The sequence below is a fragment of the Legionella steelei genome, assembly GCF_001468005.1.
Lineage (GTDB): Bacteria > Pseudomonadota > Gammaproteobacteria > Legionellales > Legionellaceae > Legionella > Legionella steelei.
Window position 1 is genome coordinate 2,253,314 of the sequence record NZ_LNYY01000019.1, and the last position, 16,853, is coordinate 2,270,166.

Below are 16,853 nucleotides of genomic sequence, written 5' to 3' on the forward strand. Positions count from 1 at the left end.
GAACGGTCGTGAGCATTCTATTGGGACAATTCCGTGACCATATCTGCAGACACATCTTTAGAGCTAATCCATGATGAATGTTCCCAGGAGCTTGGGAAGACGGTTTATCAAGTATGTATTCCGCATACTCATCGAGATTGTTTTGATTATGTCGCTGATGGTTTAAACCCATGTTCAGGCGCTCGAGTTTGGGTGCCTTTTCGCAGGCAAACCCGTTTGGGGGTAGTAATTGGCGCAAGCAACTCGGCGCAGGATGTCGCTTGCCTAAAAAGTATCAGCGAGGTCATTGATAAGTATTCTTTAATCGATACGGACATGTTGGCTTTATGCTTATGGATTGCCAATTATTATCAATCGCCTTTGTCTGAAGTATTGCCTCTGGCTTTACCTAAAAAATATCGATTGGGGGAGCTCTGCCAATTGCCTATGGGTGATTTTTATCAACTGGCATTACCAGTTGAAGAAGCCAAAAAGCGCATCCCCGCCCGTGCGCGTAAGCAACTGGAACTTATCGAATTCTTAAACTCCCAAAACGGGCCAGTTGCCAAACAGCGTTTGACAGCGCAAGGATTTAATTCCACACAACTGTGCAATTTACTTGCTACAGAGGTTATTTCTTTGTCCCAGCAAATCATGTTGCCAGAAAAAGAAGAGACGGCATTATCGCCTCCCTTAGCACTTAATCCGGAACAAGAAGTGGCTGTGGCGACAATTACCGAGGCATTGCATCAATATCAGTGCTTTTTATTGCAGGGAGTTACTGGCAGTGGCAAAACGGAAGTTTATTTGCATGTAATCGCGAAAATATTAGAGCAACAAAAACAAGTTTTGGTTTTAGTTCCTGAAATCGGCTTAACACCACAATTGGTCTCCCGCTTTACGGCACGTTTTAAACAGCCAATTGCCGTAATTCATTCCAGTTTGAATGAAACGGAGCGGCAAGTCGCATGGCAATTGGCTAAGGAAGGTAAGGTGCAGATGGTGATTGGCACTCGAGCTGCACTGTTCACGCCTATGCCCAATTTAGGCCTCATTGTCATTGATGAAGAACACGATGCGTCATTAAAGCAAATGGAAGGCGTGCGTTATTCCGCCCGAGATGCTGCGTTGATGCGGGCGCATTTGGCCAATATTCCCATTATTTTAGGTTCAGCAACCCCAAGCCTTGAAAGCATGCACAATGTGAAGCAAAAAAAATACACATTATTACGTCTGAACCATAAGGCACTCTCCACTACCCCTTTGCATTATCAACTGGTTGATTTACGGTCGCAAACATTGCAACATGGTTTGACAACAACCACATTACACGTCATTAAAGAGCATTTGCACAAACAAAATCAGGTACTAGTATTCATCAATCGCCGCGGTTTTGCACCTGTTGTGTTATGTCATCAATGTGGTTGGATGGCTGACTGTCGTGCTTGTGACAGTCATTTAACGCTGCATAAACAGCTAGGGCAGATGATCTGCCATCATTGTGGACTGACCCAAAAGAAACCAGAGCGTTGTCGCAGTTGCCAAAGCATGGAATTGATCCCTGTTGGGGCCGGTACCCAGCGCATTCATGAATTTTTAAGTAGCTATTTTCCGAGTACTGAAGTAGTGCGCATTGATAGGGATGCGGTGCGTAAAAAGAATTCTTTAAATGAACATCTGCATAAAATTCATCAAGGCGAGGCACAGTTAATTGTGGGCACACAAATGTTAGCCAAAGGCCATCATTTCCCACGCCTGTCTTTAGTCGTTATTCTTGATGCAGATGCCGGACTTTATAATCAGGATTTTCGCGCTCTAGAGCATTTAGGACAATTATTAATGCAAGTTTCGGGGCGTGCAGGGCGTGCAGAGCAAGCTGGCCAGGTTTTGATTCAAACGCATGAACCCAATCATCCCTTGCTGAATTTATTGATTCAGCAAGGATATGATTCCTTTGCAGATGCATTATTAATGACACGTCAACACGCGCAACTGCCCCCTTTTCACTATTTGGCCATCATTAGAGCCCAAGGAAAAGTTGCGGGGAGTGTATTAAACTTCTTACATGCGGCTAAAGAACAAATGCTGGAGCATGCCATTACGGTGATGGGTCCTGCACCTGCTCCTCTGCCGCGTAAAGCCAATCAATATCGTATGCAATTATTACTTAAATCCTCGTCGCGGAGAAACTTAAAAAATGTTTTAACCCAATTACGCCAATGGCTTGCGGGAAATAAATTAAGTAATGGTGTCCGTTGGAATGTGGATGTGGATCCTATGGATTTATCTTGAAGGAGGTCGAGTGGTGACTGAGTCGAAAATCGAAATACATAAAAAGGTTTTTCCCATAGCTTGGGGCGATATGGATGCACTAGGGCATGTAAATAATGCACGTTATTTTGATTATTTTCAGGAAGCGCGTATTGAATGGTTACGAGAGCTCAATATTAGTATGGCCGGAAAAACTGGCCCTGTAGTTATTCATGTGGCATGTACTTTTTTAAAACCAGTTATTTATCCGGCGACCGTGACGCTGTGTTCCAAAATACATAGCCTGGGCAACTCCAGCATGATGATGGATCACGAGCTCTATCAGGATGAGGTCATGATGGCGCAAGGCAGTTGCAAAATTGTTTGGGTGGATTATACACAAAGTAAATCTGTACCTTTGCCTGAAAAAATCCGCAGTTATTTTAAATAGACCTCGAGCAAAATCCGAGGTGATGCAAGAGGTCTGATTCTAATAAAGTAATTAATGTAGCCTGGCTGCTTGCAGCCAGGATCCCCTCTTCCGCATATGGGAGAGGGTTCAATGAGATTTTTTTCTTAGCCTAGTGAATCTAGGTGCAAATAAGGCATTTAAACCGCGATGGGCGCTTTGATTGCAGGATGAGATTGATAGTTCACAAACTCAAAATCATCATAAACATATTCAAATAAGGATTGGGGTTTGCGTTTGATATTTAAAGACGCTAAAGGCAAGGGTTCTCTGCTTAATTGGGTACGGGCTTGTTCTAAGTGATTGAGATATAAGTGGCAATCTCCACCTGTCCATATAAAATCGCCTACTTTGAGATTACATTGCTGGGCAACCATATGGGTTAGCAGCGCATAAGAAGCAATATTAAACGGTACGCCTAAGAATACATCCGCAGAGCGTTGATATAATTGACAAGACAGGGTTCCGTCTGCCACATAAAATTGGAATAAAGCATGACAAGGCATTAAGGCCATTTGCTCCAGTTCGCCAACATTCCAGGCACTAACCAACAAACGGCGTGAGTCAGGATTGGTTTTGATTTGCTGCACAATATCGCTGAGTTGGTCAATTGTACGGCCATCTGCCGTTGGCCAATTGCGCCATTGTTTGCCATAAACAGGCCCTAAATCTCCATGACTGTCAGCCCATTCGTCCCAAATAGTAACCCCATTTTCATTTAAATAGGCAATATTGGTATCCCCTTTTAAAAACCACAGTAATTCATGCACAATACTGCGCATATGTAATTTTTTGGTCGTTATTAAAGGGAATCCTTGGCGTAAATCAAAGCGCATTTGATAGCCAAAAACCGATAGGGTCCCTGTTCCTGTCCGGTCTGTTTTTTGGGTGCCGTGCTGCAAAATATGTTCTAGCAAATTCAAATAAGTTTTCATCGTTTAAGCCACCATAACCAGAGTCCCAATAATAACATGGGGATAGATAAAATTTGTCCCATAGTCAACCATCCAAATGCAAGATAACCAAGCTGCGGATCAGGTTGTCGGAAAAACTCAGCAATGATACGACACACGGCGTATCCTATTAAAAAAACGGCGGATACTCGCCCAACAGGACGAGGTTTACGCGCATAGATCCAAACCAGAAGAAATAATCCAATTCCTTCCATACCAAATTCATACAACTCCGAAGGATGTCGCGGCTGATTATCAACATGGCTATATACCATCCCCCAAGGCATATCGGTCACCCGGCCCCATAATTCGCCATTTATAAAATTGCCGATACGTCCTGCACCTAAGCCTATGGGAACCAGTGGTGCAATAAAATCAGCGATTTCTAAGAATGATTTTTTACTTTTATGAGAAAAGTACCAGAGTGCAGCAGCAACTCCAAGTAAACCACCATGGAACGACATTCCTCCTTGCCAGATTTTAAATAAAGACAGGGGATCATGCAGTAAATCCGGGAAATTATAAAAAAGCATATAACCGATGCGCCCACCAATAATGACACCAAGGGCTGCGAAAAAGATCAAATCACTGATTTGTTCTGAAGTCCAATTCAGATGATAGTGTTTGTTACGCCAATGAGCGAGTAACCAGCCACTCACAAAACCAATCAAATACATTAAGCCGTACCAATGGACTTGTATTGGACCTAGTGAAAATGCGACAGGATTAATGTAGGGAAAGGTTAGCATATTTTTTTAAGTTCCTTTTTTATAACACGCACGTTTCCGTAGTTTAAGTGATGAAGCATTGTAGCCTGTAATCAGCTGCCTATTCATAAAGACTTTCCAGCTCTGATGAGGCCGCCTAATCCTTCATCCTCTAGTGCCTTTTGTAAATGAAAACGTATTTGCGCAGGGTGTTCAAATTCCAGCACTTCAGCAAGAATTTTACGCGCATTGGCAATGGACAAATTACGAATGACCCATTTTACTCGCGGTAAACTTGAAGAGTTCATACTTAAGGTATCAAAACCCATGGCGACTAATAAAATAACGGCTAAAGGATCGCTGGCCATTTCGCCACAAATACTGACTTCTACTCCTGCTGCATGGCCTCCTTCCACGACTTTTAGCAATACACGTAACATGGCCGGATGCATGGCATCATAAAGACCGGCAACACGCGCGTTATTGCGATCGACTGCGAGAAAATATTGGGTCAAATCATTGCTTCCTACAGAGATAAAATCGACCCGTTTGGCGATTTCTCGTGCCAAATAGGCTGCTGCAGGAACTTCAATCATGACTCCTACCTTTGGTTTTTCGATAACACAACCTTCTTCTAACAATTCTGTAAACGCTTGATCAATAAGATAGGATGCCTCTTCGACTTCACTTAAATTGGTCACCATAGGTAACATGATGCGTAAATTATTTAACTCTTCGCTTGCACGCATCATTGCCCGAACTTGCATCAGGAAGACATCAGGATGATCCAATGTGACCCGAATACCCCTCCATCCTAAATAGGGGTTATCTTCTTCTACAGGGAAATAGGGGAGGACTTTGTCGCCACCAATATCCAGGGTGCGCATGGTTACAGGGCGTGGGGCAAAGGCTTTCAGTGTTTGTCGGTAAATAATGGTCTGTTCATCTTCTGAAGGAAAATGATCTCGACTCATAAAAGGAACTTCAGAACGATATAAACCAACACCTTCAGCGCCGACGCTCATGGATAAACCCGCGTCCATAGCTAAGCCTGTATTGACTTGTAAAGAAATTTTATAGTTGTCCGTAGTTTCTGCAGGTTTATCGCGTAGACTAATCAGGCTCTGATTTAATGCTTGCTCTTCTTGCTCTAGGAGCTTGAATTCTGCCAGTACGGATTTTGATGGCGAAATATAAACTTGCCCATAATATCCATCCACCACAATAGCCCGGCGGGAAATTGAATCTAATTTTAAACCACGCACGCCCATAACTGTGGGCACTCCTAAGGCGCGCGCTAAAATAGCAACATGTGAATTATTGGAGCCCTTGGCTGATACAACTCCCGCCAGATATCCTTCTGGAACCTCCGCTAGTGCCGCAGCAGTTACTTCTTCTCCAACCAAAATGGTTCTTTTGGGATATACAATTTCTTCTTGTTGTGACCATTGTAATGCCGCCAACACACGACGTCCTAAATCACGGAAATCACTGGCGCGTTCACGAAGATAGGTATCTTCCATATTTTCAAACTGCGCGATGTGCTTTTTAATTACCGCCGCTAAAGCCCCCTGGGCGCCAAGCTTTTCTTTACGAATAATGTGCTCTACTTCTACACCTAGGCTATCTTTATCAAGAATTCGCAAATAGACATCGAACAGTGCGTGTTCCTCTTCGCCAACAACAGATTTCATGCGTTTACTTAAGCGGTGCATGTCTTCGCGAGTGGATTCCAGCGCTTCATAAAACGCATTAATTTCTTCATCCAATGTCTCGACAGGATTTTGTGGGACGGCATCAATATCTGCTTGTGGATACACAACCACAGCCGTACCTATCCCAATTCCTGGGACAGAGCCAACTCCTGCTAAAGCGGCAGGGCTGGTTTCAACTTTTTTGCTCACGCCCATAGGTTTGGGCTGTGTTAATTCGGCTAACTCACCGGTTGCCTCTGCATGGGCAATAATGCCACCAAGCTGGGCCGCTAAGGTAATTAAAAAAGATTCCTCTGTATCATCGAAATGGCGTTGTTCTGTTTGTTGAACAATGAGAACGCCATAGAGCTTTCTATGCTGAATAATAGGGACGCCCAAAAACGCTTTAAGATGCTCTTCGCCTAATAATGGATTATGATAAAAATCAGGATGGGCGGGGGCGTCTTCAAGATTTATAGGTTCTTCACGTCGGCCGACAAGACCTACAAGGCCACTATCAAACGAGATACGCACACGAAATGGTGCTTGCTGATTTAAACCTTCTGTGGCGATAAGAACGTATTCGGCGTGTTTGGTATCGATGAGGTAAACGGAAGCGGCCTCGGCATTAATGGCTTTATTAATTTGTCGCACTAAAATGCCGAGTGCTTCAGAAAGCTGCTTGGCTGTAGTGACTTCTTGAACTATCCGTTTAAGTACTTTGAGCATCTATGCCTATGATTACCTCTTTTCTAAATGGTCAACGGCCGTATTTGGCAAATCTTGCACGAAATTCAACCGCTCCCTAATATTTTATATCTCAGCAACCTATGCTCTCTTTTTGCGTTTAATGCCATAAGGAGAACGACGATTCTTTTTCAATAAAGGTTCTAACTCTTTTAACGCCTGTGAATACACTTGACGTTTAAAGAAAATAACCTGCCCTTCTGGTTCATGAAAGTCGACCCATCGCCAGCTGTCAAATTCTGGTGAGTCACTTAAGTCCAGTTTGACTTTTTGCTCACTAGCAACGAGCTTTAACAAAAACCATTTTTGTTTTTGTCCAATCACTAAAGGTTCGCTGCCATGACGTAGATATTGTTTTGGAAGTCTGTATTTAAGCCAGCGCTTGGTTGAGCCCATAACTTCAACATCTTCCTTATCCAAACCTACTTCCTCATGCAATTCCCGAAACATTGCTTCTAACGATGTTTCGCCAGCAGCTAAGCCGCCTTGCGGAAATTGCCAAGCATCATGACCAGTCCTTCTACCCCAAAAAACTCTATTCTGCGCGTTGACAAGGATAATACCTACATTCAACCGATAACCGGCACGATCAATCACCATGATGTCACTGTTTAGATTAAACCGCTAATAGCTTGATTTTTCCATAAACTGCGAGACCTTGGCAATTAAATCTGTAATTATTATTGAAAAAAGGTTACTACTCAACAAAATCTGTCTTACTTTCGCATTTTGACGATTGAATTTGTAGCCTCGGTGCAGCGCAGCGGAATCCGGGTTTCGCTGCGCCACACCCAGGCTACATCCCTCTGTCCAACATTCATTACACTATCGCAAGCATTTAGTTATATAATTAGGACACATACTCTCATTGACCAGCATATGAAAAAGAGAATTTTAATTATCAATACAGGCGGCACGATTAGCTGCATTAAGACAGAAAATGGTTATGAGCCTGCTGCAGGATACGTAGAAGCCGCATTACAACAAATTCCTTTACTCAAACATGCAGACATGCCCGAATATGCGATCAAGGAATACTTGCCCTTGCTTGATTCTTCGAATATGACGGTGTACGACTGGAACCGAATTGCACGGGATATCGCGGACGACTATGCGCATTTTGATGGCTTTGTTGTGTTTCATGGTACGGATACTATGGCTTATACTGCCTCGGCTTTATCCTTTATGTTGGAGAACTTAGGCAAACCAGTAATTATTACCGGTTCGCAAATCCCTTTATCCGAAGTACGTAATGATGCGATCGATAATGTGATCACCTCTTTATGGCTCTGCGCAAATCAGCCCATACATGAAGTGTGCATTTATTTCAATCAACATTTATTGCGTGGTAATCGCTCACAAAAAATCAGTTCGCAGGGGTTCAAAGCATTTGACTCACCGAATTATCCACATCTAGCGTCTATAGGGATTGAAATAAAAGTTCAGCAAAACTTGTTACTGAAGCGGCCTAAAAGAGCATTTCATTTACAAACGATAGAACCACAGTTTATTGCCAATTTTCGGCTATTCCCAGGTTTTGCTACGGATGTTTTGACATATATTTTAAATCAGCCTTTATGCGGTTTGATTTTGGAGACATATGGTGCTGGTAATGCTCAAAATAATGAGCCTCGTTTTTTAAAATTGCTCAAGGATACTTGCGCACGCGGGGTGATCATTGTTAATTGCACTCAATGCCAACAAGGTGGCGTAGAGATGAGCCAATACGCAACTGGCCATTCTTTAAAGAACGCTGGAGTGATTAGCGGCCATGATATGACTCCGGAAGCTGCCCATTGCAAATTATTGTATTTGCTCAGCAAAAGATTAGACATTGCAGAAATAAAGAAATTGATGGAAACAGACTTGTGTGGTGAGTTGACTGCGTAGTTTGGATATTTTTGTAGCCTGGTTGCAGTGTGGCGTAACCCGGGTTTGGGGATCTTGATCTGCTGTGGAAACCCGGGTTACGCTGTGAAGCACCCAGGCTATAGAATCAGTGTGACGCAAAAAGTTACAATGCGAGTGCTGCTTTCTCATCATTTTTTTCTTTGAGCCCTCTGGTTTCAATTTCCTCAAATGCATTGTCCATAGCAACTTTTAATCTTCCACGACTGGGCTTTATGGTTGGGGCTTTAACTCGAGCAACGGCAATAAAAGTTACTTGCACAGGTATCGAGTCAATAGGTTTGGATTCTTCACAGATCTCAGCATTCTCTCGATGAATGGCCTGTATGGCTTCAATAACAAAAGTTTTCCGTAGCTCTTTATAATCGGGTTTTTCTGGATCCAAGCCCTCTAGTTTTTTCTTACAGATGAGAATATTTTTCATCAGACAATCTTCTTTTTGGGCTCTGATTTCTATCGCGGTAGCATTACTAATGGAGTTGGCAACTTTTTCATATATCTTAGCAAGCATTCCTTCTTCAGGAGGACAAAGAATATGTTCGCCCAAGTAATAAGCTGCATGAGCACAAAGTAGATTAAACGGATCATCATCATCAGCGACATCGACAAAAGTAAACAATTTCTTCTCAGCCTTATCACTTTTATCAGCTTTCTCGCCTTTCTCACCAAGATAACGGTAGAATCGGTCCAGGCGTGAGTTAAGGTCACTTAAAGTGTCATTCAAGTCACCTCGCTTCCATGATTTTTTGGCGCGCATACTTTCCACCACGACATCTGTTTTGCTGATTAGATCTTGCATGCCTGCTAAATTTTTTTTATCTGTATCTTCTGTTTGAAAGTCCGCAATGAGTTTTTGTAGATTACGTGTTACCTCTCTTTGTTGCTCAGAATGTTTGGTATCTCGAAACCATCCATATATTACCCCTTTATCTTCAGCAATGGAGTCTTCATTCGATTTATTCAAAACTCGGTCTATGAGTGCTTGGGCTGTTCTAACAAATATGGTCATCGCTCTACTCCTTGAACTGTAATTTAGTTATCATACCTCTTTAACTTAGGCAGACTGTTTCATTGCATCGCTGTCATTGTGTTTTAACTTAGGACTCATAACTACATGAACTTACAAATTATTATTTTAGCTGCAGGGCAAGGTAAACGAATGTATTCCAGTACTCCTAAAGTGCTTCACCAAATTGCTGGGAAGCCTATGCTGACTCGAGTAGTGGAAACCGCACAACAACTAAATCCTGATGTAATTCATGTTATATACGGTCATGGTGGTGAACAACTTAAGAACTCACTCCCTGACTTACCTGTGCATTGGGTACAGCAAGCAGAACAATTAGGCACCGGACACGCAGTAATGCAAGCCTTACCATTTATTCCACCACAAACACAAGTACTTGTTTTATCTGCTGATGTACCGCTTATTCAAGCCGATACGTTGCGTGCTTTAATTGAATGCAGCAATACAGCAAACCCCTATAAATCCATTTTGGCACTTTTGGTTGCTCATCTCGAAGATCCTAGCGGTCTTGGACGTATTATTAGAGACAACCAAGGTGAAGTTTCCATCATTGTAGAAGAAAAAGATGCAAATGAGCAAGAAAAGAATATAAAAGAAATTTATTCAGGGGTTTGTTGTGCACTTTCAGACGATTTGGCAGCATGGCTGCCCAAGCTGGGCAATGATAATGCGCAATCTGAGTATTATCTCACAGAAATTATTGCTTTAGCTGTTGCCAGTCAAACACCAATTAAAACACTGAGTGTAAAAGATAGCGCAGAAATTCAAGGGGTAAATAACCGCTTACAATTGCAGCAATTAGAGCGTATCTGGCAAGTCCGGAACGCTGAACAATTATTACAGCAAGGCGTTACTTTGGCTGACGCAAATCGTTTTGATGTCCGTGGTGAGTTAGTTTGTGGCAAAGACGTATTCATTGACATCAACTGTATATTCATAGGCAAGGTTGTTCTTGGTGATGGTTGCTCTATAGGCCCTAACTGCATACTCAGCGATGTGAGTTTGGGTGCTGGTTGTGAGATTCATGCGAACAGTGTATTAGAAGGATGCAACATCGCAAATGATTGCGCTATTGGTCCTTTTGCACGCCTAAGAGCAGGTACCGAATTGGCTGCACACTGTAAGATAGGTAATTTTGTGGAGACCAAAAAGGCTGTATTTGATGAAGGCTCTAAGGCAAGTCATTTAAGTTATTTGGGTGATGTGACTCTTGGGAAGCAAGTGAATGTGGGTGCAGGTACTATTACCTGTAATTACGATGGGGTGAACAAACACAAAACCATTATCGAGGATGGTGTTTTTGTCGGTTCAGATACTCAGTTTATTGCGCCAGTGACTGTAGGCGCTTATGCAACTATAGGGGCGGGCAGTACCATTCGGAAAAATGTTCCTCCCGGTGAGCTGACGCTTACGGAGTCAAAACAGAAAACGGTCTATGGCTGGAAAAGACCAATAAAAAAAGAGTAGTATTCACACGGACTTCCTCGTCAATTCATGGCGTAGAATTGTAGCCTGGGTGAAGGCGCGAGCCGTAACCCGGGAGCTTATGTTTATTCACGTCTAGAAACCCGGGTTCCGCTTGCGCTACACCCTGGCTACAACTGCTGGCAGGCTCGATTGAGGTTATGGGGTTCAATCATACTGCAAGGTTAATGATTTGTTCTTTTCCATATAAGCACAGAACCACAGAATGAAAGGTAAAGTGATCAAGGTTGTAAATAATTTATAATGCCAAACATTAACTACTAAATTAATCACTTGATCATAAGGATAAATGCCGCCAAATAACAAACCGTAATCGATTAAACACAATAAAGAGTTAGAACAAAAATTAGCAATTAAAATACGCAATGGGCGATGTAAGTTCCACTTAGAATGCTTCAAATAGTTGAGCAACATGGCATTACTAATAAAGGCAATAAATAAGGTTAAGGATGCTGCAGGTAGTCTTTTTAGCATGATGTAGTTGTAAAAATGATTCAAATTACAAAACGTTGGAGAAGGTAAAGCGACAATCCCCATAAGTAATGCATCAAATGTAAATTGGGTGGCAATCAGTATCAGACATAATTTTAGATTGACTCGGTATCCCCAAAGCTCACCAAGAATTGTACTAATCACCAAGGTAATGGGAAAAAATAATGAGCTGGCTGATAGGACCATATATTTATTTATAATCGTGACTATTCTGTACTCACAAGCCAAACAAATCAGCATGACTACGATCGCAACACAAATAAAGTAATGATATAAGGGTAATTGCTCGCTGCCGCGTTCAGGGGTCAATAAATTCTGATATTTTAATAAAAAAGCCAGATAAAAAATACCAATAAGAAGCAGTATTAGCGAGGCAATCATAAATGAATCAATAAAAATGTGTTTAAAACTTTGAAGATGAGTACCTGAAAATAAGAGAAAAAAATCCAGCCCAAAAAAACTGATGCCACCTAATAGTGCAAGGAGCATGCATTGCTTTGGTGTAGGTGATTTTTTACTGGATTTAGGATAAACCAATAGATGCGGCAGGTAGAAACTCAGGGCAAAAGCAATGGTCGTGGCAAAGAACTTTTTAGGTATGTCTTGAAAAATAATTTGATACACTGGATTATCGTGCATGTATTCGGCTGCAGGTAAATTGATTAAGACATAAACCCCGATACAAAAAAGATATAACGTCAGTAAAGAGATATTGAGTAAATGTCTTTGTTCTTTAATTGAGCAGTTTCTTAATGCCAATAAATACAAACCGGCTATGAGTGGACAGATTAAACCATTCACAGAGAATACCAAGCCTTCAACGAGCACAATTTTAAATGAGACGTTGATTAATAAAATAAGAGCGGTAATTACACTGATACTCAGAAACAAAAAGCAGCAAGAGCGCTGTGAAGGCAACGATTGATTCATAGGTGTAGAATTTCCATAATTTTGCCTTGGCCTTTGCTGATAGTTGCCTTGTAATGAACAAGTTCGCGCGTAAATATACCACCATTGCGTTTAATATGGCAAGCAGTTGTCCAGTTGCTTGATGCGCGGAGTGTAGGGGAGAACATGGGGCGAGATTCATAAATTTCTATTGGTTCATCTAGATTTCACGTGCTGTTAACGACCTGATTTTCGCTTTAAAGGAAGTATGCATAAATCAAAATATTAATGAGCGTAAGCGGAGCCCCAATTTTTATAAATTCAAGGAAGTTAAAGCCTCTAATGCCTCTTTTTTCACAGTTTTGAATAATAATGATGTTACTTGCTGCGCCTAAAATTGATAAATTACCGGCAATGGTACTTCCTGCTGCTAAAGCCAATAGGCTGGCATCAGAAACAGAATGGTGCATGAGCAGTGGTAAATACAAGATGACCAGGGGTACATTGGATATAAATTGACTCAGAATAATGCTGATTATCAATATAACCGGCACTTGAGCCATTGAAAGATGGAAATGATTGATCTGCGCTTGCAAAAAACCACTATCCCATACACTTTGCATCAAAATGAACATACTTGCGAAAAAAATCAAAGAGCCCCAATCCAATCGTTTGATAAGTTCCCAGCGGAGTTTACTTAAAAAAATTGGCAAGGAAGAGATAAGTGCTATATGACTGAAATTTAAATGGATGGATGATTGGATGTATTCGAAAACAATTTTCAGCATGATTAAAAGAAAAAAAATGCTTAAGCTTAATTGAACAAGAGTGACTGTATGACGATCATTGATGGGGGCAGGAGTAGGCTTTTCTATAGGTTCGTTTAAAGTATCTCTATATAGAAAATAGAGAAACAGATAAGTAATGATAAGATTTATTATTGTAGGTATCGCCAAAAGCCGGATAAATTGAAAAAAAGGTGATGGCATGTTTCCCTGTACAGCAATTAATAAGTTTTGTGGGTTACCAATAGGGGTGAGGGTACTGCCAATAGTGATTGAAAACGCCAGGGCAAAAAGTAAGGGCTTAATTAACTTTTTATGTGATTGACATAGTTGAATAATAATGGGGGTGCCTATAATTGCAATGGTATCATTCATCAGTAGGGACGCGCTCAATCCAAGGACAAATAGAATAATGAATAAAGCCTGTTTCCCAGTGTGGACACGATAGAAGATTTTGTCCGTTAATTGTTCTAAATAGCCACTGTCTTCAGCTGCTTGGGCGATGAGAAAAACACCAAACAAATAAAACATTACATCCGGTTCAATTGCGGCAATTGCGTGAATTGGGGTGATTTGCTGCAATAATACTGTTGCTGCAGCGCCTACTGTAGTAATAAGCCAAATTGGAATGATAACTTGAGTCATTCTGCGGATAGCAATTGCAATCAAGGTGATTAAAAGAATCAGAAGCGCTATAGGCATTCTTTTAATCCCCTCAACTCATTAGCTGTATTGAAATGCCGCATTTTCTTCGGTTGGTTGGACTAAAGGATGCTCTTCTTTTTTAGGTGGCGTGGCACTTATGAATTGAGAGCGATCTTTAGTAGAAAATAAACTGTGTGCGGTGACTAGAGTTTGCGGAGGTTTTTGAAAAGCTAAGCGTTTGGCATTCGCCATTGTTGGTGTGCGTACTGCTTTTAAATCATCGGCAGGAGGTAATGTGATCGCTTGAGGCTCTATAGGGAGCTCGATGATTCGTCCATGTTCATGTAAACCTACGCCCACTTTAGAGTTTCCTTTTGCCAAAATTACTTCATTAGATAGATTATTTCGTTCAAGCCATAATTTAAGTTCAGATACGAAATCCCAGAAGTCTTCTTTTTTACTTAAGGATAATAGAAATTCAGACAATTTTATAGGTAAGCCAAAACGAAAGTTTAATACAACTGGTAGTGTATATTTCACTGTAGATGCAATGGCTTTAGGTGCTGTGGTTAGTGATTTAACCGGTTTTGTCGATTCTACAATTTCTAAGATGTAGAGTAAGTCACTGCGTATGTCAGGCCAAAATTGCTTAATCACCGGATCATTGACTGCATTTTTTGGACTAAGAAACATGTTCGGTATCAGAATTCTTGTTGCTTTTTTAAAAAATCCAGGCTGTGTAACTTGTACCTGCTCTAAATCACTTTTAAGTACTTTAGTTAAGAATTTAAAAACCGTTGAAAGCGGAATGAAGGGTTTTGAACCTTCTGGCGGTTTAAAATCAATCGGTATTCTTTTCATCAGCCCTGCAAACACAACATCAACCATAAAACGTTTGCTTCGATCATAAATAACAAAAGGATCAAGGGAGATTGTATCTTTTGTCGTTTTGACTAATGGCAAGTTCATGTGTGATGCGAGATTAATGTGCGCTAAAAGTAATAAATGGTGCAAGGTTCTGAGGTACAGATAAGGAGGCATTCCCACTGTGGAATCAAGTCCATAATCCATCAACAATGAGAGTCCGGTGTACACTGCACCTAAAGACAGTACGGATTGCGATTTCATGGCTTTATGCCGTTCACATCGTTCTGGTGTTGCCATCCGGGTGATGTATTCACCATAAAAAAAGACGGCTAATACCCATGAGAGTTGTTTTCCACCGTAGGGAAGGTTGCTAACTACCCAAAGTACCAGATCATTCAATGCCAATGTTAATGGTTCGCGTAAAGTGCCTTTAAATTTACGTTTAAAATTACACTCTTCTTCTTTACATAATGTTGGTGGGGGTTCGCTGAGTTTCCATTTGTATTCATTAAAAGCGGCTGGGCCCATGGAAACAAGGGCAAAAGTATGTACTGCTAATTTAGGGGCTTGCCTATAAGTAAATCCCCATGTTGTATAATCGATAAGAGTTAGGGTAGGTTGTATTAGATAGGATGCCAACATTCCGCTTGGGTCTGCTGGTCGCAAATAAGTTTGAATGCCGTAATTGACACAATGTGCGGCGACAACAGGTGCAACATCATAATAGAGTATATTCCCTGTTCCTTTGACGATCTTCATCACTGGAGGCGTAACTACGGCAGGAACCGCCTCGCGTAAGGCTAAAACCTGTTCAACTACATAAAACCCTGTATTTATAACGTAACCCACGGCTTGCGTGATTGGGGTCTTGTTCCAAACCCATGTTACTCCATTGCCAAGTGATTTGGCGCCATCTGTCCACCAGTTCATATTGTTTGCGCTCCCTGCAACAACGAAATTTTATTGTATGAGTAAAAATATAGAAATGCCAGTCTTTTTCTCATGAAGCCCAGGAACATTACATGTTGTATCAAGATCTTTTTATCTAAAAACAAACTCGATTATTCTTTATTTTTTAACTCAACGACTTCAATGTCATCACTAATTAATTGGTTCTTCCATGGTAAGTCATGATAAGTTTGTCCCTTTTTAAGCGGTAAAATGGGATATTTAATCACATCAAAAAAAGGTGAAAGATCAAAATCGCTTGGCGTATAAAGACGTGGGTTGCGGTGGATTAAGGTATAGCCTGCTTGGTCTTTTTTTATCAGGGGTAGGATAGGATAGTTTATCGATTGAAACACCTTGGCAATCATTGACGAACATATATCTTCAGTGGGTTGCAACATATTGTGTTGAAATAAAGAAGAGCGCCATCTACGCGGAAAAAAACTCCAAGGAAAAATAAAGCGTGCCAGATCAAAAAGATGTCTCAGACTGTAGTTTTTGCCAATTTTATGAATGGCGGCAGCAATCAATTTTTCTTTATCTTCGGGGAGGAGTGCGGAGGGTCTTAAAATACGTATATGATCGTTTTTGTATTCGTCCACACCAGTGATGCGCGTGCCTTCGCCGAGGACACTTTCGATGATCAGCTGTTTTGAAGTCAGATTTTGCACCTGTTTTTGCACTACCTCACGCAAGGAGGGATCGCTAATTTCCTGAAGACGTCCAATATATAAAGCAGCATGGGTCCAGGTACTTTCGGAAATAAGACGAATAATATTACCCATCCGCGTATGGCTTTCTACTAAGAGTACATCGCCAGGCTTTATTTCCTGGGTCATTTGTTCGAAATCGTACAGATACGTTCTTTTGCTGACGTTATCTTCCTTGGATAAAAATCGATAAAATTTTGCTAAAATGAAGTTTGCTAGAGTATTTTTATGACTTTCTTTCATTGTTGTTATCCATAACCAGCATCTAAATGTGGCCTGGGTGCAGCGCAGTGGAATCC

13 protein-coding genes are annotated in these 16,853 nt (G+C 41.3%); 4 read left to right on the plus strand and 9 right to left on the minus strand.

The window, feature by feature from the left end:
• Positions 1–33 precede the first annotated feature (33 nt).
• Positions 34–2,271: a primosomal protein N' gene (locus Lste_RS13945; RefSeq protein ID WP_083503970.1), complete on the plus strand. Its 2,238-nt coding sequence runs from the start codon at positions 34–36 to the stop codon at positions 2,269–2,271.
• Positions 2,272–2,284: 13 nt separating this feature from the next.
• Complete coding sequence (locus tag Lste_RS13950; protein WP_058511747.1) at positions 2,285–2,680, plus strand: acyl-CoA thioesterase; 396 nt, start codon at positions 2,285–2,287, stop codon at positions 2,678–2,680.
• Between the two features lie 158 nt (positions 2,681–2,838).
• Here Lste_RS13950 and thyA read toward each other — a convergent pair whose 3' ends face one another.
• The 4 genes from thyA to Lste_RS13970 all read right to left on the minus strand — a co-directional run bounded on the left by thyA (position 2,839) and on the right by Lste_RS13970 (position 7,399).
• Positions 2,839–3,633 (minus strand): thymidylate synthase, encoded by a 795-nt coding sequence (gene thyA, locus Lste_RS13955; RefSeq protein ID WP_058511523.1) that lies wholly within the window; start codon positions 3,631–3,633, stop codon positions 2,839–2,841.
• Positions 3,630–4,400 (minus strand): prolipoprotein diacylglyceryl transferase, encoded by a 771-nt coding sequence (lgt, locus tag Lste_RS13960; RefSeq protein WP_058511524.1) that lies wholly within the window; start codon positions 4,398–4,400, stop codon positions 3,630–3,632. The genes thyA and lgt overlap by 4 nt, the downstream gene beginning before the upstream one ends.
• A gap of 83 nt (positions 4,401–4,483) precedes the next feature.
• Entirely contained in the window at positions 4,484–6,781 is a 2,298-nt protein-coding gene (gene ptsP / locus Lste_RS13965; RefSeq protein ID WP_058511525.1) for a phosphoenolpyruvate--protein phosphotransferase, read from the minus strand.
• Between the two features lie 99 nt (positions 6,782–6,880).
• Complete coding sequence (locus Lste_RS13970) at positions 6,881–7,399, minus strand: RNA pyrophosphohydrolase (protein WP_058511526.1); 519 nt, start codon at positions 7,397–7,399, stop codon at positions 6,881–6,883.
• A 279-nt stretch (positions 7,400–7,678) separates the two neighbouring features.
• On the opposite strand from Lste_RS13970, the gene ansA reads away from it, so the two are divergent.
• Positions 7,679–8,689: an asparaginase gene (ansA, locus tag Lste_RS13975; protein ID WP_058511527.1), complete on the plus strand. Its 1,011-nt coding sequence runs from the start codon at positions 7,679–7,681 to the stop codon at positions 8,687–8,689.
• Between the two features lie 124 nt (positions 8,690–8,813).
• Here the strand turns inward: ansA and Lste_RS13980 are convergent, their stop codons facing one another.
• Complete coding sequence (locus tag Lste_RS13980; RefSeq protein ID WP_058511528.1) at positions 8,814–9,716, minus strand: hypothetical protein; 903 nt, start codon at positions 9,714–9,716, stop codon at positions 8,814–8,816.
• Positions 9,717–9,821: 105 nt separating this feature from the next.
• Between Lste_RS13980 and glmU the strand changes: the two genes are divergently transcribed.
• Positions 9,822–11,201: a bifunctional UDP-N-acetylglucosamine diphosphorylase/glucosamine-1-phosphate N-acetyltransferase GlmU gene (gene glmU / locus Lste_RS13985; protein WP_058511529.1), complete on the plus strand. Its 1,380-nt coding sequence runs from the start codon at positions 9,822–9,824 to the stop codon at positions 11,199–11,201.
• Positions 11,202–11,366: 165 nt separating this feature from the next.
• Here glmU and Lste_RS13990 read toward each other — a convergent pair whose 3' ends face one another.
• From Lste_RS13990 to Lste_RS14005, 4 genes are all read right to left on the minus strand, one after another.
• Positions 11,367–12,641 (minus strand): VUT family protein, encoded by a 1,275-nt coding sequence (locus Lste_RS13990; RefSeq protein ID WP_058511530.1) that lies wholly within the window; start codon positions 12,639–12,641, stop codon positions 11,367–11,369.
• A 215-nt stretch (positions 12,642–12,856) separates the two neighbouring features.
• Complete coding sequence (locus tag Lste_RS13995; RefSeq protein ID WP_058511531.1) at positions 12,857–14,086, minus strand: SLC13 family permease; 1,230 nt, start codon at positions 14,084–14,086, stop codon at positions 12,857–12,859.
• A 21-nt stretch (positions 14,087–14,107) separates the two neighbouring features.
• Positions 14,108–15,826: a hypothetical protein gene (locus tag Lste_RS14000; RefSeq protein WP_058511532.1), complete on the minus strand. Its 1,719-nt coding sequence runs from the start codon at positions 15,824–15,826 to the stop codon at positions 14,108–14,110.
• A gap of 131 nt (positions 15,827–15,957) precedes the next feature.
• Positions 15,958–16,797 carry a YiiX/YebB-like N1pC/P60 family cysteine hydrolase gene (locus Lste_RS14005; protein WP_058511533.1) on the minus strand — a complete coding sequence of 280 codons (840 nt, stop codon included), beginning with the start codon at positions 16,795–16,797 and terminating at the stop codon, positions 15,958–15,960.
• Positions 16,798–16,853 lie beyond the last annotated feature (56 nt).